We start from the raw sequence: 25,287 nt of genomic DNA on the forward strand, positions 1-25,287 counted from the left end.
ATCGGTACGTGAAGCGCACGAGCACCCTCCTCGCCGACGGCCGCGAGATCTTCTACTACGACTCGGACTCGGACACGGACCCCGCCCCGGTCCGCACCGTTCCCGACACCCGCCCCCTCGAAGCCGGCGACACCGCCCCCACCTCCGAGGTACGCCGCGACCCGCTCCTCGGGGACGCCGTCGTCATCGCCTCCCACCGCCAGGGCCGCACCCACCTCCCGCCCGCCGCCGACTGCCCCCTGTGCCCCTCCACCGCCGTACGCGCGAGCGAGGTCCCGGCCCCGGACTACGAGGTGGCCGTCTTCGAGAACCGCTTCCCGTCCCTCGCCGGCGACACAGGGCGCTGCGAGGTCATCTGCTTCACCCCCGACCACCGGACCTCCTTCGCCGAACTCGACGAGGCCCGCGCCGCACTGGTCCTGGCCGCCTGGACCGACCGCACCGCCGAACTCGCCGCGCGCGAGGGCGTCCGGCAGGTCTACTGCTTCGAGAACCGAGGCACCGAGATCGGCGTCACCCTCGCCCACCCCCACGGCCAGATCTACGCCTTCCCGTTCGTCACCCCGCGCACCACCCGGATGCTCGCCACCGTCGCCGCGCACCGGGACCGCACCGGCGGCAACCTCTTCGAGGAGGTCCTCGCCGCCGAGCGCGCCGAAGGCACCCGCGTGGTGCTCGAAGGGGAGCACTGGACCGCCTTCGTCCCGTACGCCGCCCGCTGGCCGTACGAGGTCCACCTCCATCCGCACGACCGGGTACCGGACCTGCCCGCCCTCGGCGACGCGGCCCGCGCCGAACTCCCCGGGCTCTACCTGGAACTGCTGCGCCGCTTCGACCGACTGTTCGCGGTGCCCGACCCGACCCCCTACATCTCCGCCTGGCACCAGGCGCCGACCGGCGAGGGGCGCGAGGACTTCGCGCTCCACCTGGAGCTGTTCACCGTCCGGCGCACGGCGGACAAACTGAAGTACCTCGCGGGCACCGAGTCCGGGATGGAGGCCTACATGAACGACGTCCGGCCCGAGGACGCGGCCGTCCGGCTGCGGGAGGTGGCGAGCCCGTGAACCGAACGGAGCAGGAGTTCCGGGACCTGTACGGGCGCCCGCCCGAGGGGGTGTGGGCGGCGCCCGGCCGGGTCAACCTGATCGGCGAACACACCGACTACAACGACGGCTTCGCGCTGCCCTTCGCGCTCCCGCAGCGCACGGAGGTGGCCGCCGCCCGCCGCACCGACCGCAGGCTCGGGCTCCACTCCGCCGACGTGCCCTCCGGTGTGGTCACCCTGGACCTCACCGACCTCGACCCCGACCGCACCCCGCGCGGACCCGCCGGCTGGACGGCGTACCCGGCCGGGGTGGTGTGGGCGCTCCTGGAGGCGGGTCTGCCGGTCGGCGGGGTGGACCTGCACGTGCGGTCCGACGTACCGGCCGGCGCGGGCCTGTCCTCCTCCGCCGCCCTGGAGGTGGCCACCGCGCTCGCCCTGACCGAGTTGTACGGGATCCCGCTGCGCGGCCCGGAGCTGGCGGCCCTCGCCCGCCGCGCCGAGAACGCGTACGTCGGAGTGCCCTGCGGGGTCATGGACCAGACGGCCTCGGCCTGCGCCACCGAGGGGCACGCCCTGCGCCTCGACACCCGCAGCCTCGAACAACGTCACATCCCCTTCGACTGCGCCGCGTCCGGGCTGCGGCTGCTCGTCCTCGACACCCGGGTCAAGCACGACCTGGCCGACGGGGCCTACGCGGAGCGCCGCACATCCTGCCACCGGGCCGCAGACGCACTGGGACTGCCCGCCCTGCGCGACCTGCCGTACGCGGACCTGCCGGAGGCACTGTCCCGGCTCGCCGACCCGATCGGACGCCGCCGCGTCCGGCACGTCGTCACCGAGAACGAACGCGTCCTGCGGGTCGAGGAGGAGCTGCGCGCCGGACGGCTGCGCGCCGTCGGTCCGCTGCTCACGGAGGGACACGCCTCGCTGCGCGACGACTACGAGGTCTCCTGCCCGGAGCTCGACCTCGCGGTGGCCACCGCCAACGCGGCCGGCGCGTACGGTGCCCGGATGACGGGCGGCGGCTTCGGGGGCTCGGCCCTGGCCCTCATCGACGCGGACGCCGAGACCGAGATCACCCGCGCCGTCGTCGGGGCCTTCACGGCCGCCGGATTCGCCCCTCCGCACGTGAGCCGGGCCGTGCCCTCCGCGGGTGCGGGTCGGATCGTCTAGTGCTGTGGCCGGAAAGGTTCGCCGGGTCGCGGTGTCCGGTGCGGTGCGTCGCGAGGCGGAGGGCCTCGACCCGTACCCGGACGTACCGGCGTGGTCCGACAACGCGGCGAGGTGCCGTGCCGGGCGCCGTGACACGGCGAACCCGTCCGGTCACAGCACCAGGCGCGCCCGGGAGTTCCGAGCGTGCGGCCCCGCGGGCAGCGGGGCTCACGGCACGGCGGTCCGGCGCGCGGACGAGGGCCGGGCCATCGGCGAACGCCCCGCCGTCCCGTTCCGACCGGCCCGTCCCGTCCCGTCCCGTTCCGTTCCGACGTGCCCGCCCCGTTCCGGCCCGCCCCGTCAGTGCTCCACCCGATCCGACCCGACCCGTCCCTCCCGCGCCCGAAGGGCGTGACGAAGTGTTCACGGGAGTCCGTACCACCGCCCGACGGGGCGGCCTAGAGTGATCACCTGCCGTTCCGGCACCGGACGATCGCGGAGGAGCGAAGCACATGCACCACAAGCCCCTGGGCCGTTCAGGACTTCAGGTCTCCGCCGTCGGCCTGGGCTGCAACAACTTCGGCGGCCGGCTCGACGCCCGGGCCACCCGCGCCGTCGTCGACGCCGCCCTCGACGCCGGGATCACCCTCCTCGACACCGCCGACATCTACGGCGGCAGTGGCGGCTCCGAGAGCCACCTCGGCCAGGCCCTCAAGGGCCGCCGAGACCAGGTGGTCCTCGCCACCAAGTTCGGGTACGACGGCGTCGACATGGGGTACGGGGCCGCCGCCGGAGCCCGCGGAGGCCGCGCCTACATCCGGCGCGCCGTGGAGGCCTCGCTGCGCCGCTTGGAGACCGATCACATCGATCTCTACCAGCTGCACAGCCCCGACCCGGCCACCCCGATCGCCGAAACCCTCGCCGCGCTCGACGAGCTCGTCACCGAGGGCAAGATCCGCTACATCGGGCACTCCAACCTCAGCGGCTGGCAGCTCGCCGAAGCCGCCCACGTCGCCCGCGAGACGGGCGCGACGCCCTTCGTGTCGGCGCAGAACGAATGGTCGCTGCTCCAGAGGTCCGCCGAACGGGAACTCGTGCCCGCCGCCCTGCACTACGGAGTCGGCGTCCTGCCCTACTTCCCGCTCGCCAACGGCCTGCTCACCGGCAAGATCCGGCGCGGCGCGGCCGTCCCGGCCGGCTCCCGACTCGAAGGGCGCGACGCGTACCTCACCGAGGAGCGCCTCGACACCGTGGAAGCGCTCGCCGCCATCGCCGAGAAGTACGACCGCACGGTGCTGGAACTCGCCATCGGCTGGCTCTCGGCCCAGCCCGGCTGCGCCTCCGTCATCGCCGGCGCCACCTCCGCGGAGCAGGTGCGCGCCAACGCGGCCGTCGCCGACCGCCCGCTGGACGCGGAAATCCTGGCGGAGATCGACACCGCCGTGGGGAGCCCCGCATGACGGACGCCACCGCCGCGGCGGAGCCCCTGCGCTGCGCCGTCCTGGACGACCACCAGGGTGCGGCCACCACCCTCGCGGACTGGTCAGGAGTCACCGCCCGGGGCGTCGAGGTGGTCACGTACGCCGACCACCTCGACGACGAGGACGAACTGGCCGCCCGCCTGGCCGGGTTCGACTTCGTCGTCACGCTCCGCGAGCGGGTGCCGTTCCCGGCGAGCCTCCTGGAGCGGCTGCCCCGCCTCAAGTTGCTCGTCGCGAGCGGCATGCGCAACTCGGTCATCGACTACGAGGCCGCCGCGCGCACCGGCCTGACCGTGTGCGGCACCGCCAGTTCCTCCACCCCGCCCGTCGAGCTGACCTGGGCCCTGCTCCTCGGCCTGGCCCGGGGGATCGCGGTCGAGGCCGCGGCCCTGCGCTCGGGCGAGGGGCCCTGGCAGCGGACCGTCGGAGCCGACCTGCACGGTCGGCGCCTGGGCCTCCTCGGTCTCGGCAAGATCGGCAGCCGGGTCGCGCGGATCGGCCTCGCCTTCGGTATGGAGGTCTCGGCGTGGAGCGCCAACCTCACGAAGGAACGCGCCGACGAGGTGGGCGTGAGCCTCGCCGGGTCCCTGGAGGAACTCCTCGCGGACTCCGACTTCGTCTCCGTCCACCTGGCGCTCGGCGACCGGTCCCGGGGTCTGATCGGGGCGTCCGAACTGGCCCTGATGCGACCGCACACCCACCTGGTCAACACCTCCCGCAGCGCCATCGTCGACCAGGACGCGCTCCTCGACGCCCTGCGCGAGGGGCGCATCGCCGGCGCGGCCCTCGACGTCTTCGACACCGAGCCGCTGCCCGCCGCGGACCCGGTGCGGACCGCCCCGAACCTCCTCGCCACGCCGCACCTGGGCTACGTCACGCGGGCCAACTACGCGACTTACTACGGCGAGGCCGTCGAGGACGTCCTCGCCTTCCTCGACGGCTCACCCGTACGCGTCCTTCCGCTTCCGTAGCGGCCCGCCCCGCCCGGCGCGCCCGCCCGGCCCCGGCCCGTCTCCACCCGGCGCCGGGCGCGTCCTGAACGGCCGAGGGCCGCGTGCGGGCCGGGCGCCTCAGGACACGATGTCCTTGCGCGAGAACCCCCGGAAGGCCAGCGCGAACAGCACCACGGCGTACGACACCGAAACCGCCGCGCCCTTGATCATCCCGCCCCACTCCAGCTGCGGTTGCAAGGCGTCCGCCCAGGCGAACTGCCAGTGCGCGGGCAGGAACTCGCGCCACGACCCGAGGGCGGTGACGGCGTCCAGCACGTTCCCGACGATCGTCAGGCCGACCGCCCCGCCCACCGCGCCCAGCGGGGCGTCCGTCCGCGTCGACAACCAGAACGCGAGCCCGGCCGTGACCAGCTGCGAAACGAAGACGAACGCCACGGCCAGTGCGATCCGCGGCAGCGTGTCCGCGGCCGCCAGCGCCCCGCCCGTAGGCAGCTTCAGCGGCCCCCAGCCGTACGCGGCCGTGCCCACCACCAACGCCACCACCGGCAGCAACACGATCGCCGCCAGGCTGAACCCGAGGGCCGCGACCAGCTTGCTCCACAGCAGCCGGGCCCGGGGGACCGGCGAGGCCAGCAGGTAGCGCAGCGAGGACCAGCCGGCCTCGGAGGCCACCGTGTCCCCGCAGAACAGCGCGACGGGCACCACCAGAAGGAATCCGGCCGACACGAACAGGCAGGTGACCGCGAAGTTCGCGCCGGACTCCGTCGCCGTGTCGATGAGGCTGATCCGGCCGTTGCCGCCGCCCGGCCCGTCGTCGCCGCCACCCACCGCGAAGGCGATGATCATGACGAACGGCAGCGCGGCCAGCACTCCGGCCATCACCAGCGTCCGCCGCCGGCGCCACTGCCGCAGCGCCTCCACCCGCAGCGGCAGGGTGCGGTTCGCCCGGTAGCCCGGCGCGGTCTCCTGTACGGCGTTCACGCCGCACCTCCGATCAGGGTGAGGAACGCGTCTTCCAGCCGCCGGTGCGGCCCCACCGCGGACACCGGGACGTCCAGCCGTACGAGTTCGGCGATCAGCCCGGCGGCGCTCACGCCGTCGAGCCGGACCAGGAGCCCCTCGTCGGCGGGCAGCACGGAGCCGACCCCCTCCAGGGCCGCGACCTTCTCCAGGGTCATCCCGTCCACCGGCCCCTCCAACGTGACCAGCAGCGTGTCCCCGCCGCCCGTGATCTCGGCGACCTCACCCGCCTGCACGAGCCGTCCCCGGTCCATGACGACCAGGTGCGTGCAGGACTGCTCCACCTCCGACAGCAGGTGGCTGGAGACGATGACCGTCCGTCCGGCGGCGGCGTAGCGGATCATCACGTCCCGCATCTCGCGGATCTGCGGCGGGTCCAGGCCGTTGGTCGGTTCGTCGAGGATCAGCAGGTCCGGCATGCCGAGCATCGCCTGCGCGATGGCGAGCCGCTGGCGCATGCCCTGCGAGTACGTGCGCACCGCGCGTTCCAGTGCGTCGCCGAGCCCGGCGATCTCCAGCGCCTCCGCCAGGTGGGCGTCCTCGGCGGGACGGCCCGTGGCCTGCCAGTACAGCTCCAGGTTGGCCCGGCCCGTCAGGTGCGGCAGGAAACCGGCCCCTTCCACGAACGCCCCGACCCGCGACAGCACCGGCGCGCCGGGCCGGATGAGGTGCCCGAAGACCCGGATCTCCCCGGCGTCCGGCGAGATCAGCCCCATCAGCATCCGCAGCGTGGTGGTCTTCCCGGCGCCGTTGGGCCCGAGCAGACCGAGCACCTGCCCCTTCTCCACCCGGAAGGAAAGGTCCCGCACCGCGTACCGGTCCGCGGCCTTGGCGTAGCGCTTCGTCAGCCCGGTGATGTCCAGTGGTACGTCGGCCAGCGCGGGTTCGGGCTGCGCTTCTCCCATCCGGGTCCCGGCGCGGCCCCCGCCGGTGCGCCGGATCCCGAGGAGCCCCGCGGCCAGCGCCACCGCGCCGAGCGGCAGCCACCAGGTCCAGGCGGGCAGGTCGGTGGCGGCCGTGGCGACCCCGTCCGCGACGGGTACGGCCAGCGGGCCCTCCGCCGAGACGGTGTAACGGGCCGGGGCGGCCGGCGAGGCGTAGCCGAGGTCGGTGGCGGCGACCACCAGCCGCAGCCGGTGTCCGGCCCGCACGGCGTGGTCGATGGCCGGGAGCCGCAGCCGTACGGTCGCCGTCTCGCGGGCGTCCTCCACCCGCACCGGGGCGACCAACTGGTTCGGCAGCACCTGCTGCCGCCCGTCGGGGCCCACGTCGTACACCTTGCCGAACAGGACGGCCGAACCGTCGCCGGCTGTCGACCTCACCTTCAGGGTTACGGCCGGGGTTCCGGTGATCCGTACGTCCTCGGTCAGCGGCTCCGATTCGAAGCGGGCGTTCTGCCCGGGGAAGTCCAGGGCGACGCCCGTCCCGAGCGCGGCGAGCTGCCCGCCGATGCCGGGCAGCGCCGACAGCGCGGGCGGCGTGCCGCCGGCCGGGTTCGCGAAGGTCTGCTCACGGCCCGACAGGGCGAACTCGCGCGGTGTGGAGCCGAGCCCGGGGTAGGCGTCACCGGTCGCGCCGCGCAGTTTGACCTGCCCGTCGGTGGAGTCGATGCCGCCGGAGCGGGAGACCCGGAACGCCGGGCCGGTGTCCACGCCCTCGTCGCCCTTGAGGTAGCGGTCGAACCAGGCCGTGATCCGCCCCTCGACGCGGGCGGATTCGCGCATGCCGCCGTCGTGACCGCCCGCCGCCCAGTCCACGGAGACGGGCGCGCCGTTCCCCGCGATGGCCTTCGCCATGGCGTCGGCCTGGTCGAGGGGGAAGAGGGAGTCGTCCTGGCCCTGCACGATCAGCGCCGGAACCTTGATCCGGTCGCCCACGGCGGACGGGCTGCGCCGCTCCAGCAGCTCCCGGGCCTCGGCGTCGGGCTTGCCCGCCACCGCGACCCGCTCGTACATGGCGCACAACTGCGGCTCGAACCGTCCGCAGCCCGAATCGGTGGGCGGCCCGGCGGGCGCGGCCGCAGGCGCCTGAGCGCCGCCCTGGAGGCCGCCCGCCGCGCCGGTGGTGAAGAAGATGCCGGTCCACAGCTTCTTGAACACGCCCTGCGGGAAGAGGGCGTCGGCCAGGTTCCAGTACGTGATCTGCGGGGCGATCGCGTCGACCCGCCGGTCGTACCCCGCGGCCAGCAGCGAGACGGCCCCGCCGTACGACGCGCCCGCGACGCCCACCCGGGGGTCACCGGCGGCGTCCAGCCGCACCTCGGGGCGCTTCGCCAGCCAGTCGACGAGCGCGGAGACGTCCTTGACCTCGTGCTCCGGATCGTTCAACCCGATCAGCCCGCCGGATCGGCCGAACCCGCGCGCCGACCAGGTCAGGACGGCGTACCCGTCGCGCGCCAGCCGCTCGGCCTGCGCCCGGACGTCGTCCTTGCTCCCGCCGAAGCCGTGGCCCAGCAGCACCGCGGGCCGTTTCCCGTCCCCGCCGCCGGCCGTGAAGTAGGAGGTGTCGATCCCGGCACCGGGCAGGTTCAGGACCTGGTCCTGGCGGTGCACGGCCGGCGCGTCCCCGGACGCGGCGGCCGCCGTCCAGGTTCCGGCGCCGGCCAGGACGGCGAACGCGGCGACACCGGAGAGCAGGCGGTCTCGGCGGCGCCGTGGCAGTCGGAGCTTCATACCGAAACCCTAAAGCCCCTGGTCTCCCGACCCGAGCTCCTTCAGGCGTAGCCCCGCACCTTCTCCAGGACTACACCGGGTCACCGGTGTACCGCACCTGCGGTACCCGGCCGCGGTACACGGCCCCGGGCCGCGCCCCGGGCTGCGGCGCCGGCACGTCGGCGGCAGGATGGACCGCATGCTGCTCTCCGAGGTCGCGCGGGTGTCCCGGGAGGTGGCCGAGACCTCCGCCCGGTCCCGGAAGAAGGCCCTGCTGGCAGGCCTGTTCGCCGCCGCTCCGCCCGAGGAGGCGGCCCTGGTCGTCTCCTACCTCTCCGGGCGCCTCCCGCAGGGCCGGCCGGGCGTCGGATGGCGCACGCTCGGCCGCGCGAGCGAGCCCGCCGCCGTTGCCTCCCTCACCGTGGCCGGCGTCGACGCCGCCGTCTCCGCCCTCGCCGCCGTCGCCGGGCCCGGCGCGCAGGCCGAGCGCGCCCGCCTCGTCGACACCCTGATGGGCTCCGCGACCGAGCCCGAACAGCGGTTCCTGCGCGGCCTGCTGTCCGGGGAGGTCCGGCAGGGGGCCCTGGACGCCGTGGCCCTGGACGGGGTGGCCGCGGCGGCCGGGGTGCCCGCGGCCGCCCTGCGCCGGGCCGTGATGCTCGACGGATCGCTGCCCCGGGTCGCCGCCGCCGTCCTGGCCGAGGGCGCCGCCGCGCTGGACCGGGTGACGCTGCGGGTCGGCCGGCCCGTCCAGCCCATGCTGGCCGGCACCGCCCCGTCGGTGGCCGCGGCCCTGATCGCGCTCGGCCCGTGCGCGGTCGAGGAGAAGCTCGACGGCATCCGCGTCCAGGTGCACCGCGACGGGGACGACGTACGCATCCACACGCGCTCCCTCGACGAGATCACCGACCGGCTCCCCGAGGTGACCGAACTGGTCCGCGACTTCCCCGGGGAGCGGTTCATCCTGGACGGCGAGGTCATCGGGCAGACCCTCGAAGGCCGTCCCGTGCCCTTCCAGGAGATCGCTGGGCGGGTGGGCTCCCGGCTGGACGTGGCCGCCGCGCGCCGGACGCTGCCCGTGACCGCGTACTTCTTCGACCTGCTCCTGTCCGGCGACCGGGTCCTGCTCGACCTGCCCGTGCGCGAGCGGTACGCGGAGCTCGCCGCGCTGGTGCCCGAGGCCCACCGGGTGCGCCGCCTGGTGACGGAGGACCCGGGGACGGGGACGGCCGGAGCCGAGGAGTTCTGGACGCGAACCCTGGGCCGGGGCCACGAGGGGGTCGTGGTCAAGGCGCTCGACTCCGCCTACGCGGCCGGCCGGCGCGGCAAGCAGTGGCTCAAGGTGAAGCCGGTGCACACCCTCGACCTGGTCGTGCTCGCCGTGGAACGGGGCAACGGCCGCCGTACCGGCCTCCTGTCGAACCTGCACCTCGGCGCCCGGGCGGCCGACGGCACGTACGCCATGCTCGGCAAGACCTTCAAGGGCCTCACCGACGCCATGCTGGCCTGGCAGACGGAGCGGCTGACCGAACTGGCGGTGGAGGACGACGGGTACACCGTCCGCGTCCGACCGGAACTCGTCGTCGAGATCGCGTACGACGGCCTGCAGCGCTCCACCCGCTACCCGGCGGGCGTGGCGCTGCGCTTCGCCCGCGTACTGCGCCACCGCCCGGACAAGACGGCCGAGGAGGCGGATACGGTGGAGACCGTGCTCGCGCAGGGCGTCGCCGCGGGGACGGGCGCGGACGGTACCCCGGAGGGCACCCCGGACGACACCGCGCAGGCGGGAGCAGCCCCGGAGGTCGGGTGATTTTGCCTGGGAGGCAAGGAGATTGCCAGGAAGGCAAGTCTCTGGCTCAATCGGGGTATGACTCCCGCCCCCGGTGACGGTCCCGATGACGCGGCCGGTCCCGAGACCGACCCGGACCCCGACACCCCCGACGGCGTCGCCGACGAGCTGCCCACCGTGGCTCCGCAACTGCGTGACCTGCGCCGACGCGCGGGCCTGACGTTGGAGGCGGCCGCCGCGCGGGCCCGGCTCTCGCCCGCGCACCTGTCCCGCCTGGAGACCGGGCGCCGCCGGCCCTCGCTCCCGCTGCTGCTCGGACTCGCCCGCACCTACGGGACGACCGTCTCCGAGTTGCTCGGCGAAACCCCGGCCACGGCCGATCCCATCGTACGGGCCGGTGGTCCGGGCGCCCGCGAGGCCGACGGGTGGACGTACTGGCAGGCCGGTGGCTCCGGCCGGGGCATGCAGGCGCTGCGGGTGCACGTGCCCGCCCCTGCGGGGTCCGGGGCCGGGAAGGGGCCGCGGGAACGCGGGCAGGGCGAGTTGGTGCGGGTCCACCCCGGGGAGGAGTGGCTGTACGTCCTCGGCGGGCGGCTGCGGCTGCACCTGGGGGAGAGCGAGCACCTGCTGGAGCCGGGGGACAGCGCGCACTTCGACTCGCTCACCCCGCACCGGATCGCCGCGGCCACGCCCGGCGGAACCGACCTGCTGTTCGTCCACACCCTGCTGCAGAGCAGCCTCGCGGGGCTGTGCCTCGGCGGCGCCGAGCACCACCCCCGCTGACCGAGGAGCCCACCCGTGTCGCAGTCGCAGCCCCACTCACAGGCCCAGGCCCCGTCGCACACCCAGCCGCAGTCCGAGGGAGAGAACGTGCCGCACGTCACCGAGAACACCGGGCGGACCGAGAACACCGCGCCGACGGGGGCCGGCGCGGAGCCGGACGGCACCGTGGCGCCCGACGGCGCGTCCGTGCCGACCCTGATGAGCCGCATCGAGTCCAAGTTCCCGCGCGGCCTGATCATCCGACTGATCGCCTACCTCTTCGTCGGCCACCTCTTCGCCTTCTTCGTCTACCTCCTCTTCGTGCTGGGCGCCGAGAACCAGTAGGCCCCGCCCCCTGCCCCCCGCCCCCGGGCCGCCGGGTCGGCGACCCGCCGGCCCGCGCACGTAGCCGGCGGTCACTTCGCCGCCGTTCCCGGGGGCTCCAGCGGCGGCGCGGTGACCCCGCACTGGGTGCGGCACTGCGGGTGGGGCGCCCCGGGCGCGGGGGAGCGGACGGTGGCCCAGGCCAGCGCGGATCCGGCCACCAACACCCCCGCGCACCAGGGCATGGCCCGCCGGAACGCGGCGTCGAAGGCTTCCGCGGACAGGTAGGCGTCCGGGCTCATCCCCGCCAGCAGCGGCAGCGCGGCGACGGCCAGGAGACCGGCGGCGCGGGCGGCGGCGTTGTTGATGCCGCTGGCCAGGCCCGCCCGCCCGGGGTCCACCGAGGCCAGGACGGTCGCGGTCAGCGGGGCCACCAGGGTCACCATGCCGGCGCCCAGGACGAGCAGGGCGGGCAACACGTCCCGTACGTAGGACGCGTCGGGTCCGGCGCGCATCGTGAGCAGCATGCCGGCCGCGCACAGCAGCGGACCGACGGTCAGCGGGATCCGGGGCCCGATGCGCTCGCCGAGCTCCCCGGAGCGGGCGGACAGCAGCAGCATCAGGGCGGTGGTCGGCAGCAGGGCGGCGCCCGCGGCCAGCGCCGAGTACCCGGAGACGACCTGGAGCTGGAGCACGATGAGGAAGAAGAAGCCGCCGAAGGCCGCGTACACGCATACGGTGACCAGGTTGACGGCCTTGAACTGGCGGGACGCGAAGATGTCGGGCGGCACCATCGGGTCGGCCCGCCGCCGTTCGACGGCCACGAACGCGCCGGCCAGTACGAGCCCGCACACGGCCGCCGGGACGACGAACGGGGATCCGGACCGGGCCTCGATCAGCGCGTAGGTGATCAGGGCCAGTGAGGCCGCCCCCAGCACGGCGCCGAGCACGTCGAAGCGCCCGTGCGCCTGCGGGTCCCTCGACTCCGGTACGTGTTTCAGGGCGACGGGCACGCACAGCGCGGCCAGCGGCACGTTCAGCAGGAACACCCACCGCCAGCCCGGTCCGTCCACCAGCCAGCCGCCGAGGAAGGGCCCCACCGCCGCGCCGACACCGCCCAGGCCCGACCACAGGCCGACGGCCCGGCCCCGGTCCTCCGCCCGGATCGAGCCCTGGATGAGCGCGAGGGAGCCGGGGGTCAGCAGCGCGCCCCCGACCCCCTGCAGGGCGCGGGCCGCGATGAGCACCCCGGCGTTCGGCGCCAGCCCGCACAGCAGGGAACCGGCCGCGAACCACACCACGCCGAGCACGAAGATCCGGCGTCGCCCGTAGCGGTCACCGAGCGCCCCGCCGACCAGGATCAGCCCCGCCAGGGTCAGCAGGTAGGCGTTCACCGTCCACTGGAGGACGGCCAGGTCGGCGTCGAGATCCTGCCCGATGCGGGGGAGCGCCACGTTCACCACGGTCGAGTCCAGCATGGCCATGGCCGACCCGAGGACGGTGGTGAACAGGATCCACCGGCCCCGGGCGGATTCGAGGGCAACGCCGGGCGCGGGTGAGGTCATGACCCCAGGCTGGCCCGCGCCGTGGCCGAAGGCCACCCGGAGGAGGCTCCGATCCGGGCCGCGCGGACATCCGGGTCGGCTCATAAGGCCCTCTTGTAATGAGCATGGCACCTCGTTCACCATGACCCGCGCACGTCACATGCGCACTTTCCGCACAACCTGTCCACGGCGTACGAGGAGACCCCACGTGGCCCAACGCAACAGACGATCCTTACGCGCGGCGCTCGCCGCGCTCACCTCGGTCCTGCTCCTGCCCGTCGGCGCGGGTGTCGCCGCGGCCGCGCCGGAACCCGGCCCTGCCCCGAGCGCGGCCGAGCGCAAGATCGAACCCAAGCTCCGCACGCAGCTCGACGAGTCGGCCAAGGCCGTCTTCTGGGTGTATCTCGACAGCGCCGCCGACCTGACCGCCGCGGGGAAACAGCAGACCCGCGCCGCCAAGGCCGAAACGGTTCTGCGGCTGAAGAAGGATCATGCCGCCCGTAGCCAGGCGGAGGTCGTCAAGGCCCTGGACGGAGCGAAGGCCGAGTACACCTCGTACTGGATCGTCAACGCGGTGCGCGTCGTCGGCAGCCAGAAGCTCGCCGGATCGCTCGCACAGCGCCCCGAGGTCTCCCGCATCGACGCCGACGACAAGGTCACGCTCCCCAAGCCCGCCGAGGGCAACCGGGAGAAGGCCCTCGCCGACGCCGTCGAGTGGAACATCGACCGGATCAAGGCACCCCAGGTGTGGGACCGGCTCGGAGTCCGGGGCGAGGGCATCGTCGTCGCGAACATCGACAGCGGCGTCGACCACACGCACCCGGCGGTGAACAACCAGTACCGCGGCAAGAACGCGGACGGGTCGTACGACCACGCCTACAACTGGTTCGACCCGGCAGGCGTCTGCGACACCGCCGCGCCCTGCGACAACAACGACCACGGCACCCACACGATGGGCACCATGGTCGGCGACGACGGCGGCGCCAACAAGATCGGCGTCGCCCCGGGGGCCAAGTGGATCGCCGCCAAGGGCTGCGAGTCCAACTCCTGCTCCGAGGCGTCCCTGCTGGCCTCCGGCCAGTGGATCGTCGCCCCGACCGACCTGAACGGCCGGAACCCGCGTCCCGACCTGGCCCCGCACATCGTCAACAACTCCTGGGGCGGCTCGGGCGGCGACACCTGGTACCAGGAGATCGTCAACACCTGGCGCGCCGCCGGCATCTTCCCGGCCTTCTCCAACGGCAACGCCGGCCCGGGCTGCTCCACCAGCGGCTCCCCGGGCGACTACGCGAACTCCTACAGCTCCGGCGCCTTCGACATCAACAACACCATCGCGCCCTTCTCCTCGCGCGGCGCCGGCCCCGGCGGCATCGTCAAGCCGAACATCGCCGCGCCCGGCGTGAACGTCCGCTCCTCCGTACCCGGCGGCGGCTACGAGGCGTTCTCCGGGACCTCCATGGCCTCGCCGCACACCGCGGCCGCCGTGGCACTGCTCTGGTCCGCCGCACCCGCCCTCGAAGGCGACGTCGCGCAGACCGAGTCCCTCCTGGACGGCACCGCCGAGGACACCGACAGCAGCCAGTGCGGCGGCACCCCGGCCGACAACAACGTCTTCGGCGAGGGCCGGCTCGACGTCCTCGCCGCCGTGAACGCCGCCCCGCGCGGCGCCATCGGCGCGCTCGGCGGCACCGTCCGCACCGCGGGCGGCGAGCCCGTCGCCGGCGTCAAGGTCACCGCCGACGGTCCGATCGACCGTACCGCCACCACGGCCGCCGACGGCGGCTACCGGTTCGCCGCCCTCTCGGTCGGTGACTACGCGCTGACCGCGGCCAAGTTCGGCTACGGACAGCAGACCCTGACCGCGACGGTGACCGAGAACGCCACCGCCACCGGGGACTTCACCCTCGTCCAGGCCGCCTCCGGCAAGCTCACCGGCACCGTCTCCTCGGCCGCCGGGCCCGCCGCGGGCGCGACCGTCTCCATCGCGGACACCCCCGTGACCGCCACCACCGACGCGCAGGGCCGCTTCGAGGTCCCCCTGCCGCACGGCACGTACGACGTGAACGCGACGCACTCCTCCCGTTGCGTCACCGGCGGCACCGCGAGGGTCACCGTCGGCGGGGACGCCACCACCGCCATCAACCTCCCCGAGCGCACCGACGGCTACGGCTACGCCTGCGCCGCCGGCGACCGCCCGTACTCCGCGGGGAACCGGCAGCTCGCGCTGACCGGCGACAACACCACCGAGCGCGTCGACCTCCCGTTCCCGCTGCCGCTGTACGGAAAGACGTACGCCCAGGCCTGGATCGGGACGAACGGCACCGTCAGCTTCGGCGGCAACCACACCGGTGACATCAACGGCGACCTACCGAGCACGGCCACGCCCAACGCGGCCCTGTACCCCTTCTGGGACGACCTCGTCGTCGGCGCGGCGGGCAGCGGCTCGGGCGTCTTCACCGCCGTCACCGGCACCGCCCCGCACCGCAGCTACGTGATCGAATGGCGCGAGGTGTCCCACTGGTCGGCGCAGGCGGAGAAGTTCTCCTTCGCGGCGGCCATCGGTGAGGACGGCACCGTGACCTACTCCTACAAGGGCACGGGCGGCACCGGCATCAAGGGCGGCTCGACCGCCACCGTCGGCCTGGAGAACGCCACCGGCACAGACGCCTTCAAGTACTCCTTCAACACCCCGGTGATCACCGACGGCCTGTCCATCGGCTTCCGGACCACCAAGAGCGGTGTGGTGGCCGGCCGGGTCCTCGACGCCAACGACGGCAACGGCGTCGGCGGCGCCACCGTGACCGTCGGCAGCGGCGACACCGCCGTCTCCGCCGTCACCGCCGCGGACGGCGGCTACGTCGTCCAGAGCCCCTCGGGGAACCGCCCGGTCTCCCTGACGGCCCCGTCCTACGAGTCCGCCCAGGCGGCCGTCGACGTCAAGCCGGCCGACGTCACGACCGTGACGCAGTCCCTGCGCACCGGCAAGGTCACCGCCGCCAAGTCCGCGGTGGAGATCGTCCTGCCCGCCGGCCAGAAGCGCACCCGCACCCTCGACCTCACCAACCCCGGCCTCGGCACGGCGTTCACGGTGACCGAGGACGCCGCGTGGCTCACCGCCACCCCGGCCGAGGGGAACCTCCCGACCGGCGGCAGGGCGGCGCTCACCCTCGCGGTGGACACCGCGGGCCTGGCTCCCGGGACGGTACTGACCGCGGACCTGAAGATCACCTCGGCCAGTGGCCGGAGCCCGGTCCTCGCCATCCCGGTCAAGATCGTGATCCCGCGCTACCAGCTCGCCCTGGACGCGGGCTCCGACTACCCCGCCACCGACGCCGCGGGTGACGCCTGGTCCCCGGACCGCAAGTACACCCCCGGGTCCTACGGCTACCAGGGCAACGCCACGGTCCAGTCCACCGGCCGCACCATCGCCGGCACGGACGACCAGCGGCTGTTCCGCAACGCCCGCGAGGGCATGTACGAATACCGCTTCGACAACGTGCCGAACGGCACCTACACGGTGGAACTGGGCTTCGCCGAGCTCTCCTCCGCCAAGCCGAACAAGCGCGTCTTCGACGTCCTGGCGGAGGGCGCACAGGTCCTGCCCTCCCTGGACATCTCGCTGGAGGCGGGCACCTACACCGCCCTGACGAAGAGCTACACGGTCACCGTCACGGACGGGGTGCTCAACCTCCGCTTCGTCACGCACAACGGGTTCGGCAAGCCCCTGCTGAACACCCTGCGGGTGACCGACCGCCCCGACCGGAGCTGACGCCCACCTCCTGACGGGTCAGGAACGGAAACGGGCGGGGCGCCCGGGCGGTTGCCCGGGCGTCCCGCCCCCCGGCATTCGGGTGGCGGACGCCGACTCCGCCACGACCTGCCCGGCGGGCCGCGCGGGGCGACGTAGCGTGGCCGACCATGACCACCCCGCACAACGAGCAGGGCGCCCGGATCGACGCCCTCGTGCGCCGCGCCGACCCGGACGCGCTCTGGGCGGTGGGTTCGGCGGACTCCGTCCACGCGGCCTCGGGCGGCGACGACGAGAGCCCCTTCGACGCCGGTGCCCTGACCGCCGTACTGACGGTGTGGCCCGTGCTCGGCAGCCTCGTCACCAGCGGCGAACTGGCCCTCCACACCCCCCTCGCCGCCTACGGCGGACCTGCCGCCGACGGCCTGCCCGGCGGAACCACCGCCCACCACCTGCTCACCCACGCCGACGGACCGGCCGCGCTGACGGCGCTCACCCGCCTCGCCGAGCACCTGTGCGGCGCCCCGCCGACCGAATTCGCCGCCACCCGGATCTGGGCCCCCCTCGGCATGACCCGAACCCGCCCCGCCGACGCGACCCTGCACACCACCGGCGCGGACCTCGGCCGCTTCCTGCGGCACCTGCTGTCCACCGCCGACCACCCCATCGCCCACGCCTGGACGGCCGAATCGCTGCGCATCCGCACCGGCGAACTCACCCCCGCCCGCGGCCTGCTCTGGCACCCCGCGCCCGCCGGCGTGTGGGCCCACCACGCGCCGTCCGGGGCCGGCCCGGCCCTGTGGATCTCACCCCGCCACGGCCGCTGGGCCACCCTCCGCACCACTGCGGGACCCGGCCGCGGCAGCACCCTGCGCACTGCCTTCCGGGAAGCCGCGTTCGCGGCAACTCCCCTTGCTTGAGCTGCTGTTGTACGATCCAAAAGCATGACGAAGACCAGCCGGAAGCCCTCCGACGTGCCCGACCCCCGAACCCGCTGGGACGAGATCACACCCGGTCTCTGGATGGGCGGGCACATCTGGGCCGACGACACCGGGGGCTTGCGCACCGCCGTCGTCACGGACGAGTTCGACCTCGTCATCAGTCTGTTCACCGTCCCCGGCCACGGCCCGGGACCGGACACCGAACACATCGTCGGCGAGATGCCGGACGCGGCGCTCACCACCGTCCAGCTCCGCGATGTCCAGCAACTCGCCCGCACCGCCGGCCAGGCCGTGGAATCGGGCCGCCGCACCCTCGTGCGCTGCTACTCCGGATACAACCGCTCGGGGCTCGTCGTGGCCCAGTGCCTCGTCGACCGGGGCATGCCCGCCGGCGGTGCCATCGACCTGATCCGCGGCCGCCGCTCCCCCTGGGCCCTGCACAACCCCGTCTTCACGGAATACCTCACCGCCGGCCTCGACACCGCCGCCCTGCTCGGGGGCCTCGACCCACTCCCGTAGCGCAGTCGGAGCGCGCACCCCGGGAGGGCGACGTACGGTGATCCCGAAGTCACCGTCCGTGGACCGCCGGCGTTGCGGGGGGTCCACGGTTGCCCCCGCCCCCTGCGCACGACGCGAGGAACCCCATGTCCGACGCCGTGACCGCCCCGGCCGCCGACCCGGATGCCGAGACGCTCGACGCCCTGTGTCGGGAGCTGGCCGAAGCCGCCGACGCCGTCGGCGAGGCCGCCCGGTACGCATCCGGACTCGCCCTCGGAGCCCGGCTGCCGGCCGCCGCGCTGCTGGGCCGGGGAGGGCGCCGCCGGGCCTGGCGCACCCTGCTGCACACCCTCACCGACCCCGCCGGGCTCGGCTGGGCCCCGCGCGGGCGGGGCGTGGCGAGCGCGGGCTGGCTCGCCGGGATCCTGGCCCGCCGGGAGAACCTCGCCGTGAGCACCGCCGTGTGCGGTCTGAAGGCCCGGATCCGGGTCGCGGGCCTGGACCGGCCCGAGCTGTACGCCGACCCGGACTGCGCGGCCGTCCTGCGGGCGGTGGCGCAGGACCGGCAGGCCGAGGCCACCCGGGCGTTCCGGGCCGTGGTCCGTGAGCGCGGCACCCGGCACGCCTTCACGGCGCTGGCGCCGTCCTTCGCCGACATCCTGGCCTGGCACGCCCTGACCGACGAGAACCCCTTCAACGACCACGCGGGCTGGCAGGTCGCCACCGGCCGGGCCGTGACCGCCCGCCCGCTCCTCGGTCTGGGCGCCGCCCTGCGCGCCTTCTTCGACCCGGGGCCGGTGCGCGAGGATCCCCCGGCCCCCGGCGAGGGGGCCCCGGGTCGCGCCGACACCACCGCCACCCTCGCGGGCTACGTACGCAACACCGGGCTGATCGCCGGGACCGACGCCGTGCTCGTCCAGGAACTGACCGGCACGGACGGAGCGCTGCGGCACGTCGTCCACCTGCCGGACCGGGCCTGCGCGACGGTCCGGGCGGTGGCGCGGGCCGTGCGCGGCGAGATCCCCTCGGGGTCCGAACTGGCCCTGGTCGGACGGGGCCTTGGCGCCGCCGCCGCGTTGGAACTGGCCCGGGACCGGGACTTCACCGCCGTCTACGCGGTCACGCACGTCGTGGTCGTCGGCGTGCCCGCCGATGCCGGGGCGCACGCGGGGCCCCGTACCAGGCTTTTGTGCGTGCCGGGGGCGGGCGCCGCCGACGCGGCGCCCCTGGGCGGCAGGATCTCGGGCTCGCGCCTCGTCCCGCTGCCGGGCCGTGACTGACCCGGCGCGGCGCCCCGGCGCCTCCGGCGGGCCGGCGACGTCACGTCGGGCCTGCGGCACGGCCGTTCGCGCGACCGGCGGCCCCGCGACGACACTCCCATGGAGGAGCCCGTGAGCGACTGCCCCCGGCCGATTCCGGGTCCGCCCGGCCCGGCCGACGGTCTGCGCGGCCATTGCGCCGCCCTGCGCTCGCACGCCCGACGGCTGCGCGAGGGCGCCGCCGCGCTGGAGTGGCGGGGGCCGCAGGGTGACGCGTTCCGGGCGGAGATCACCGCGCTCGCGGACCGTTGTGCGACGGCCGCCGACGGTTTCGCGCTCGCCGCCGCGCAGCTGGACGGCGGTCGGCGCCGCCCGCGCGGCTGAATCCCGCGGGCGGCGCCGACCCGGGGGCCGTCGCAGCGGTCAGAGGACGAGCGAGAGCAGGAGCACGAAGCCGAGGCCGACCACCGAGATGATGGTCTCCATCACCGACCAGGTCTTCAGGGTCTGTCCGACGGTCATCCCGAAGTACTCCTTGACCAGCCAGAACCCGGCGTCGTTGACGTGGCTGAAGAACAGCGAGCCCGCGCCGATGGCCAGCACCAGCAGGGCGGTCTCCGTCGTGCCCATGCCGGCGGCGAGGGGCGCCACCAGACCCGCGGCGGAAATGGTGGCCACGGTCGCCGATCCCGTCGCGAGCCTGATGGTCACGGCGATGAGCCAGGCGAGCAGCAGGGTCGGGACGGCCCAGTTCTCGGACAGCTCCAGGATCATCTGCCCGACGCCCGCGTCGATCAGGGTCTGCTTGAAGCCGCCGCCGGCGCCCACGATCAGCAGGATGCCCGCGATGGGGGCCAGCGACTTCTCGACGGTGGTCGACAGGCGCTCCTTGGTGAAGCCGGCGGCACGACCGAGGGTGAACATTCCGACGAGCACCGCCGCGAGGAGGGCGATCAGCGGGGAACCGGCGACGTCGGTGACACGCTGGAGCCCGTTCGCGGGATCGTTCACGACGATGTCGACCAGGGCCTTGAACAGCATCAGGGCCACCGGCAGCAGCACGGTGAAGACGGTGGCCCCGAAGCGCGGCCGGTGCTCGGGGTCCACGGACGGGCTCTGCGGGATCATGTGCTCGGGCGCGGGGATGTCCACCCAGCGGGCCGCGTACCGGGCGAACAGCGGGCCCGCGATGATCACGGTCGGGATCGCGACGAGCACGCCGAGGGCGAGGGTGACACCGAGGTTCGCGTGCAGGGCGTCGATGGCGACCAGCGGCCCCGGGTGCGGCGGGATCAACCCGTGCATCACCGAGAGCCCGGCCAGTGCCGGGATGCCGATCCGCATCAGGGAGTAGTTGCCGCGCTTGGCGACCAGCAGGACGACGGGGATCAGCAGGACGATGCCGACCTCGAAGAACAGCGGCAGGCCGATCACGGAGGCGATCAGGACCATGGCCCACGGCATGGCCCGGCCCTTCGCCCGGGCCAGGATGGTGTCCACGATCTCGTCGGCGCCGCCGGAGTCCGCCAGCAGTTTGCCCAGGATCGCGCCGAGCGCGATCAGCACGCCGACGCCCGCGACCGTGGCGCCGAGTCCGGCGGTGAAGCTGGTGACGGTCTTGGCGAGCGGTGCGCCCGCGAACACGCCGAGGGCGAGCGAGCCGATGGTCAGGGCGAGGAAGGCGTGCAGCTTGAGGCGGGATATGAGCAGGACGATGACGGCGATACCTGCGAGGACGGCGAGGCCCAGCTGGGTGTTCCCGGCCGAGGTGATCGGTCCGGTGGTGGCCGCTGCCAGTGTCTCGACGCTGAGACCGGTCACGGTGACGGATCCTCGAATCTCTAGGGGCGGTGGGGCAGGGGGAGCGCGGCGAGCGCGGCCAGCGCCCGGGCGGTGATCTCTTCGGGGGACCCGGACACGTCGACGACGACGCCGAGTTCGTCCGCCCGGAGCGGTTCCAGCGTGGTGAACTGCGAATCGAGCAGGGCGGTGGGCATGAAGTGGCCCTTGCGCGCGGCCATGCGCCGCTCGATCAAAGGACGGTCCCCGGTCAGGTGGACGAACACCGCCCCGGGCGCGGCGGCCCGCAGTCGGTCGCGGTAGGCGCGCTTGAGCGCGGACGCCGCGACCACCCCGCCGCGGGTCGCGGCCCGGTCGCGGATCCACTCCCCGATGGCGTCCAGCCACGGCCACCGGTCGGCGTCGTCCAGTGGGGTGCCGGCGGACATCTTGGCGACGTTGGCCGCCGGGTGGAAGGCGTCGCCCTCGGCGTACGGAAGTTCGAGCGCGGTGGCGAGCAGCCGCCCCACGGTCGTCTTGCCCGTACCGGCGACGCCCATCACCACAATGACGCGCTGGGAGCTCACGTCGTACCTCGCTGTCCTCGTCGACATCGGTTCGTGTGGCACCACTGAAGCCTATTAAGTAGTACTTATTCAAGGGTCGGGCGGCATACATCACATCATTCGTTCGCCCGGCCGTCACCGTACGCTTACGCCATGACCACCGACGGCAGCCCGGCGCAAGGCCTCCACTCCCTGGTGCTGGACACCCTCGGCCTCGCCATCACGGCAGGTGAGCACCCCTCGGGCAGCGTCCTGCGCACCGACGAGATCGCCGAGCGCTTCGACGCCTCCCGCACGGTCGTCCGCGAGGTCGTCCGGGTCCTGGAATCCATGCAACTCGTCGAATCCCGCCGCCGGGTCGGCGTCACCGTCCGGCCCGCCGACGAATGGAACGTCTACGACCCCCGCGTCATCCGCTGGCGCCTCGCCGGCACCGACCGGCCCCGCCAGCTCCGCTCCCTGACCGTGCTGCGCTCCGCCGTCGAACCGGTCGCCGCCGGACTCGCCGCCGACCGGGCCACCCCGGAACAGTGCGCACGGCTCACCGAGGCCGCCCTCGGCATGGTCCGCACCTCCCGCGGCCACCAGCTGGAGGGCTACCTCCACCACGACATCGCCTTCCACCGCATCGTGCTGAACGCCTCCGGCAACGAGATGTTCGCCCGGCTGGGCGACGTCGTCGCCGAGGTACTCACCGGCCGCACACAGCACTCCGTGATGTTCCACGACCCCGACCCCGCCGCCGTCACCCTGCACGTCCGCGTCGCCGAGGCCGTCCGCGAGGGGGACGCCGTCGCCGCCGAGACCCTGACCCGGCGGATCGCCCTCGGAGCCCTCGACGAGCTCGACGTCCTCGCACCCTGACACCGACGGCCGACGGCCGACGGCCGACGGAAGGCGCCGACGCCCATCGCGCGCCCACGGGCGCCCGATTCACGGCACCGTCCGGGACATCGCGTGCCCGAGGACGGTACGAGGAACCCGCGCCGTACGACAGACTGGGCGCGTGCTGGGACATGATGCCGAGGACGCCGACGGCGGACCCGCCTCCTTCGTCGGGCGGAACGATGAACTGGACGCGCTGCGAACGGCCTTGGCCGAATGCCGACTGATCACCCTGACGGGGCCGGGCGGGGTCGGCAAGACCCGGCTGGCCCGGCGGGCCCTGCGACGCACCTCCACCGCACGGGCCCCCTTCGCCGACGGGATCCACTGGGCCGAGCTGTCCCCGCTGCCCGACGACCGGCTCCTCCTCGACACCGTCGCCGACGCGCTCGACCTCGCCGACCACACCTCCCGCACGCTCGCCGAAGCCGTGCGCACCTGGATCGGCGAGCGCCGGCTGCTCCTCGTGCTGGACTGCTGCGAGCACTTGACCGCCGCGGTCCGGGAGCTCGTACGGGACCTGCTGGAAGCGGCCCCGCACCTCGTCGTGCTCGTGACCGGCCGGGAGCCCCTCGGGCTCGCCGACGAACACGTCCTGCTGATCGGCCCCCTGCCCCACACCGACGGCGCGGACGAGGCCCTCGTCCTGTTCACCGCCCGCGCCGACGCCGCCCTTCCCGGCCAGGCGCCGCCGTGGACACCGGAGCGGCTCGCGGCCGCCCGCGCCATCTGCGCCCGCCTCGAAGGGATCCCCCTCGCGCTGGAACTGGCCGCCGCCCAGTTGACGGACCACACCGTCGAGGAACTCGCCCTACGCCTCGCCCGCCGCATCGGCCTGCTCCCCGCCGCCGGCGGGCAGGACGTACTGCCGCCGCGCCACCGCGCCCTGCGCACGGCCATCGGCTGGAGCCACGAGTGGTGCACCCCGCGCGAACGCCTGCTGTGGCTGCGGCTGTCCGTCTTCGGAGGCGGCTTCGACGCGTCCGCCGCGACGGCCGTCTGCTCCGCGCCCCCACTGCGGCCCGGCGACGTACCGCCGCTGCTGGCGGCGCTGACCGCCAAGTCCGTCGTACGCCGCACACCGGACGGCGGCCACCGGATGCTCGACACCATCCGCGAGTACGGGGCCATGTGGCTCGACGGCGTCGGCGAACACGACGCCCTGCGCGCCCGGCACGCCGCGTACTTCCTCGACCTGGTGCGCACGGCCGAACGGCAATGGCTGGGCCCGGGGCAGCGGGACGCGTACCGCAGGATCGCCACCGGACACCAGGACCTCTGCGCCGCCCTGGACCACTACCTGGCCACCGAACCGGCCGTCGCAGTGGAACTGGCGGGCCGCGTCGGCTTCTTCTGGGCCTGCTGCGGCCACCTGCACGCCGCCCGGAGCTACCTGGAACGGTCCCTGGGCGCCGCCCGCCCCGAGGACGTCGACCTCGCCTGCCGGATCCGAGCCCTGTGGGCCCTCGGCGTCACCCTGCTGCTCCAGGGGGAGCAGGAGGAGGCCCACCGGCTGGCGGTGACCTGCGAGGCCCTCGCCGTCGGTGACGGGGCCGGCCCGCCCGCCGCCCTCGACGCCGCCTACCTGCTGGGCCTGAGTCACCTGCTGGCCGGCCGGCCGCTGGCCGCGCGGATCGTCGCGGACAACGCCCTGGAGGCCCACCCCGGCACTGCGTTCGACTCGCCGCCACGGCTGCGCTGCCACCTCGTCCGGGTGTTCGCCCTCACCGGGATGGGTCTCTTCGGCGACGCGCGGGACCACGCGGAGCGGCTACGGGCCGGCTGCGTCGCACGCGAGGAGCACTGGACCCGGGCCTACGCCGACTACCAACTCGCCCTGATCTCACTCTTCGAGGGCCGGCCCGTCGACTCCGCCGCTCACGCCCGCGCCATGCTGGACGGCAAGCGGGAACTGGGCGACAGCTTCGGCACGGCACTCGGACTCGACCTGCTGGCCGCCGCCCGGGCCGCCGCCGGCGACGAAGCGGGCGCCGCGCACGCCTACGGCGCCGGCCACGCCTACTGGCAGGCGGTCGGCCACCCCCAACGGGGCACCCCGGAACTCGGTCCGGTGCGCGCGGAGTTCGAACGCACCGCCCGGAGCGCCCTCGGTGACCAGGCCTACGAGGCGGCCTTCCAGGAAGGCGTCCGCCACGGGCACGCCCAACGCGCCCGCTCCCACGTCACGTAGGCCGTCCCTTCGGACCCCGAGCGGCGGTGGCGCTCGGCCGCCGGGAGGCGATGACGTCGGCGAGCGCGGTCAGGTCCGGCTCGGGAAGCCGGCGTTCGGCGTGGAGCATGCACAGGGCCGTGGTCAGACGCTCCTCGTCCTCGGGCCCGTGGAGGTTCGCGAGGTACGGGGGCAGCAGCAGGGCGAGCGAGGCGAGATCGGCGCGGGCGCACAGCCGATCCAGCAGCGGTCGCAGCGGATCGGGGGCGGCGGCCGGCCGGGGATCCGTCGCGCGCAGCCCGTCGGCGACGCGCAGGCGCAGCCAGTCGGCGTAGGGGCCCGGAGGCAGGTCGGCGAGACGGGCGGCGCCCGCTTCGAAGTGGGCGCGGGCTTCGCCCCGTTCCCCGCGTTCGAGGAGGGCGCGGCCCAGCGCGCCGTGCAGCGACGGGTAGAAGGGGCGGACACGCTCGTCGCCCACCCGGTCGGCGAGCTCCAGGCAGGTGCGGTTCCAGCGCAGGGTGTCCTCGGGGGTCGGCTGGTGCCGGGCCAGGTAGTGGGCCGCGACGCAGGCCTCGTAGTCGTCGGAGGCCGCGTCCCAGGCCCGACGGAAGAGGGCGTGCGCCGCTTCGCCCCGGCCGGCGGCCTCGGCGGCAATGCCCTCGGTGCACAGGCGTACGACGGTGTTGCGGGGGTCCATGGGATCTCCTTCGGGTGCGGCGA

Annotated in this window: 20 protein-coding genes; 14 read left to right on the forward strand and 6 right to left on the reverse strand. The window is 74.4% G+C overall.

Annotation, left to right across the window (positions count from 1 at the left end; genetic code table 11):
- Nucleotides 1-8: 8 nt before the first annotated feature.
- The 4 genes from galT (at nt 9) to NOD94_RS09415 (ending at nt 4,649) form a co-directional block, all read left to right on the forward strand.
- Entirely contained in the window at nt 9-1,064 is a 1,056-nt protein-coding gene (gene galT, locus NOD94_RS09400) for a galactose-1-phosphate uridylyltransferase (protein WP_281205322.1), read from the forward strand.
- Nucleotides 1,061-2,218: a galactokinase gene (galK, locus tag NOD94_RS09405; RefSeq protein WP_281205323.1), complete on the forward strand. Its 1,158-nt coding sequence runs from the start codon at nt 1,061-1,063 to the stop codon at nt 2,216-2,218. Before galT ends, galK begins: the two co-directional genes overlap by 4 nt.
- 491 nt (nt 2,219-2,709) lie before the next feature.
- On the forward strand, nt 2,710-3,657 hold the full coding sequence (locus tag NOD94_RS09410; protein WP_281205324.1) for an aldo/keto reductase: 948 nt from the start codon (nt 2,710-2,712) through the stop codon (nt 3,655-3,657).
- Entirely contained in the window at nt 3,654-4,649 is a 996-nt protein-coding gene (locus tag NOD94_RS09415; RefSeq protein WP_281205326.1) for a D-2-hydroxyacid dehydrogenase family protein, read from the forward strand. The genes NOD94_RS09410 and NOD94_RS09415 overlap by 4 nt, the downstream gene beginning before the upstream one ends.
- Before the next feature lie 99 nt (nt 4,650-4,748).
- On the opposite strand, the gene NOD94_RS09420 is transcribed toward NOD94_RS09415, so the two are convergent.
- Together NOD94_RS09420 and NOD94_RS09425 are read right to left on the reverse strand one after the other, a co-directional pair.
- A complete protein-coding gene (locus NOD94_RS09420) occupies nt 4,749-5,612 on the reverse strand; it encodes an ABC transporter permease (protein ID WP_281205327.1) in 864 nt (287 codons plus the stop codon).
- Nucleotides 5,609-8,323 carry an alpha/beta fold hydrolase gene (locus NOD94_RS09425; RefSeq protein ID WP_281205328.1) on the reverse strand — a complete coding sequence of 905 codons (2,715 nt, stop codon included), beginning with the start codon at nt 8,321-8,323 and terminating at the stop codon, nt 5,609-5,611. The genes NOD94_RS09420 and NOD94_RS09425 overlap by 4 nt, the downstream gene beginning before the upstream one ends.
- A 178-nt stretch (nt 8,324-8,501) precedes the next feature.
- Here NOD94_RS09425 and NOD94_RS09430 point away from each other — a divergent pair, with 178 nt between their 5' ends.
- From NOD94_RS09430 to NOD94_RS41395, 3 genes are read left to right on the forward strand one after another with little or no spacing between them, the layout of a single operon-like run.
- Nucleotides 8,502-10,112: an ATP-dependent DNA ligase gene (locus NOD94_RS09430; protein ID WP_281205329.1), complete on the forward strand. Its 1,611-nt coding sequence runs from the start codon at nt 8,502-8,504 to the stop codon at nt 10,110-10,112.
- A gap of 57 nt (nt 10,113-10,169) precedes the next feature.
- On the forward strand, nt 10,170-10,874 hold the full coding sequence (locus NOD94_RS09435; RefSeq protein ID WP_281205330.1) for an XRE family transcriptional regulator: 705 nt from the start codon (nt 10,170-10,172) through the stop codon (nt 10,872-10,874).
- Between the two features lie 15 nt (nt 10,875-10,889).
- Nucleotides 10,890-11,198: a DUF6126 family protein gene (locus NOD94_RS41395; protein ID WP_348652324.1), complete on the forward strand. Its 309-nt coding sequence runs from the start codon at nt 10,890-10,892 to the stop codon at nt 11,196-11,198.
- Nucleotides 11,199-11,269: 71 nt separating this feature from the next.
- Here NOD94_RS41395 and NOD94_RS09445 read toward each other — a convergent pair whose 3' ends face one another.
- Nucleotides 11,270-12,742: an MFS transporter gene (locus NOD94_RS09445; protein ID WP_281205331.1), complete on the reverse strand. Its 1,473-nt coding sequence runs from the start codon at nt 12,740-12,742 to the stop codon at nt 11,270-11,272.
- Nucleotides 12,743-12,929: 187 nt separating this feature from the next.
- Here NOD94_RS09445 and NOD94_RS09450 point away from each other — a divergent pair, with 187 nt between their 5' ends.
- The 5 genes from NOD94_RS09450 to NOD94_RS09470 all read left to right on the forward strand — a co-directional run bounded on the left by NOD94_RS09450 (nt 12,930) and on the right by NOD94_RS09470 (nt 19,551).
- Nucleotides 12,930-16,490 (forward strand): S8 family serine peptidase, encoded by a 3,561-nt coding sequence (locus NOD94_RS09450; RefSeq protein WP_281205332.1) that lies wholly within the window; start codon nt 12,930-12,932, stop codon nt 16,488-16,490.
- Between the two features lie 149 nt (nt 16,491-16,639).
- Nucleotides 16,640-17,389: a hypothetical protein gene (locus tag NOD94_RS09455; protein ID WP_281205333.1), complete on the forward strand. Its 750-nt coding sequence runs from the start codon at nt 16,640-16,642 to the stop codon at nt 17,387-17,389.
- Between the two features lie 24 nt (nt 17,390-17,413).
- On the forward strand, nt 17,414-17,929 hold the full coding sequence (locus NOD94_RS09460) for a protein phosphatase (RefSeq protein WP_281205334.1): 516 nt from the start codon (nt 17,414-17,416) through the stop codon (nt 17,927-17,929).
- Between the two features lie 125 nt (nt 17,930-18,054).
- On the forward strand, nt 18,055-19,188 hold the full coding sequence (locus NOD94_RS09465; protein WP_281205335.1) for a hypothetical protein: 1,134 nt from the start codon (nt 18,055-18,057) through the stop codon (nt 19,186-19,188).
- Nucleotides 19,189-19,299: 111 nt separating this feature from the next.
- A complete protein-coding gene (locus NOD94_RS09470; RefSeq protein ID WP_281205336.1) occupies nt 19,300-19,551 on the forward strand; it encodes a hypothetical protein in 252 nt (83 codons plus the stop codon).
- A 39-nt stretch (nt 19,552-19,590) separates the two neighbouring features.
- On the opposite strand, the gene NOD94_RS09475 is transcribed toward NOD94_RS09470, so the two are convergent.
- On the reverse strand, nt 19,591-20,988 hold the full coding sequence (locus tag NOD94_RS09475; RefSeq protein ID WP_281205337.1) for a gluconate:H+ symporter: 1,398 nt from the start codon (nt 20,986-20,988) through the stop codon (nt 19,591-19,593).
- A gap of 20 nt (nt 20,989-21,008) precedes the next feature.
- Nucleotides 21,009-21,533, reverse strand: coding sequence for a gluconokinase (locus NOD94_RS09480; protein ID WP_281205338.1), 525 nt, complete (start codon nt 21,531-21,533; stop codon nt 21,009-21,011).
- Nucleotides 21,534-21,665: 132 nt separating this feature from the next.
- Here NOD94_RS09480 and NOD94_RS09485 point away from each other — a divergent pair, with 132 nt between their 5' ends.
- Entirely contained in the window at nt 21,666-22,376 is a 711-nt protein-coding gene (locus NOD94_RS09485) for an FCD domain-containing protein (RefSeq protein WP_281205340.1), read from the forward strand.
- 142 nt (nt 22,377-22,518) lie between these two features.
- Entirely contained in the window at nt 22,519-24,588 is a 2,070-nt protein-coding gene (locus NOD94_RS09490; RefSeq protein ID WP_281205341.1) for an NB-ARC domain-containing protein, read from the forward strand.
- Here the strand turns inward: NOD94_RS09490 and NOD94_RS09495 are convergent.
- Complete coding sequence (locus tag NOD94_RS09495; RefSeq protein WP_281205342.1) at nt 24,581-25,264, reverse strand: hypothetical protein; 684 nt, start codon at nt 25,262-25,264, stop codon at nt 24,581-24,583. The genes NOD94_RS09490 and NOD94_RS09495 overlap by 8 nt on opposite strands.
- Between the last annotated feature and the right edge of the window lie 23 nt (nt 25,265-25,287).

Origin of the sequence: Streptomyces sp. Isolate_45, assembly GCF_024721315.2 — a bacterium.
Taxonomy (GTDB): Bacteria; Actinomycetota; Actinomycetes; order Streptomycetales; family Streptomycetaceae; genus Streptomyces.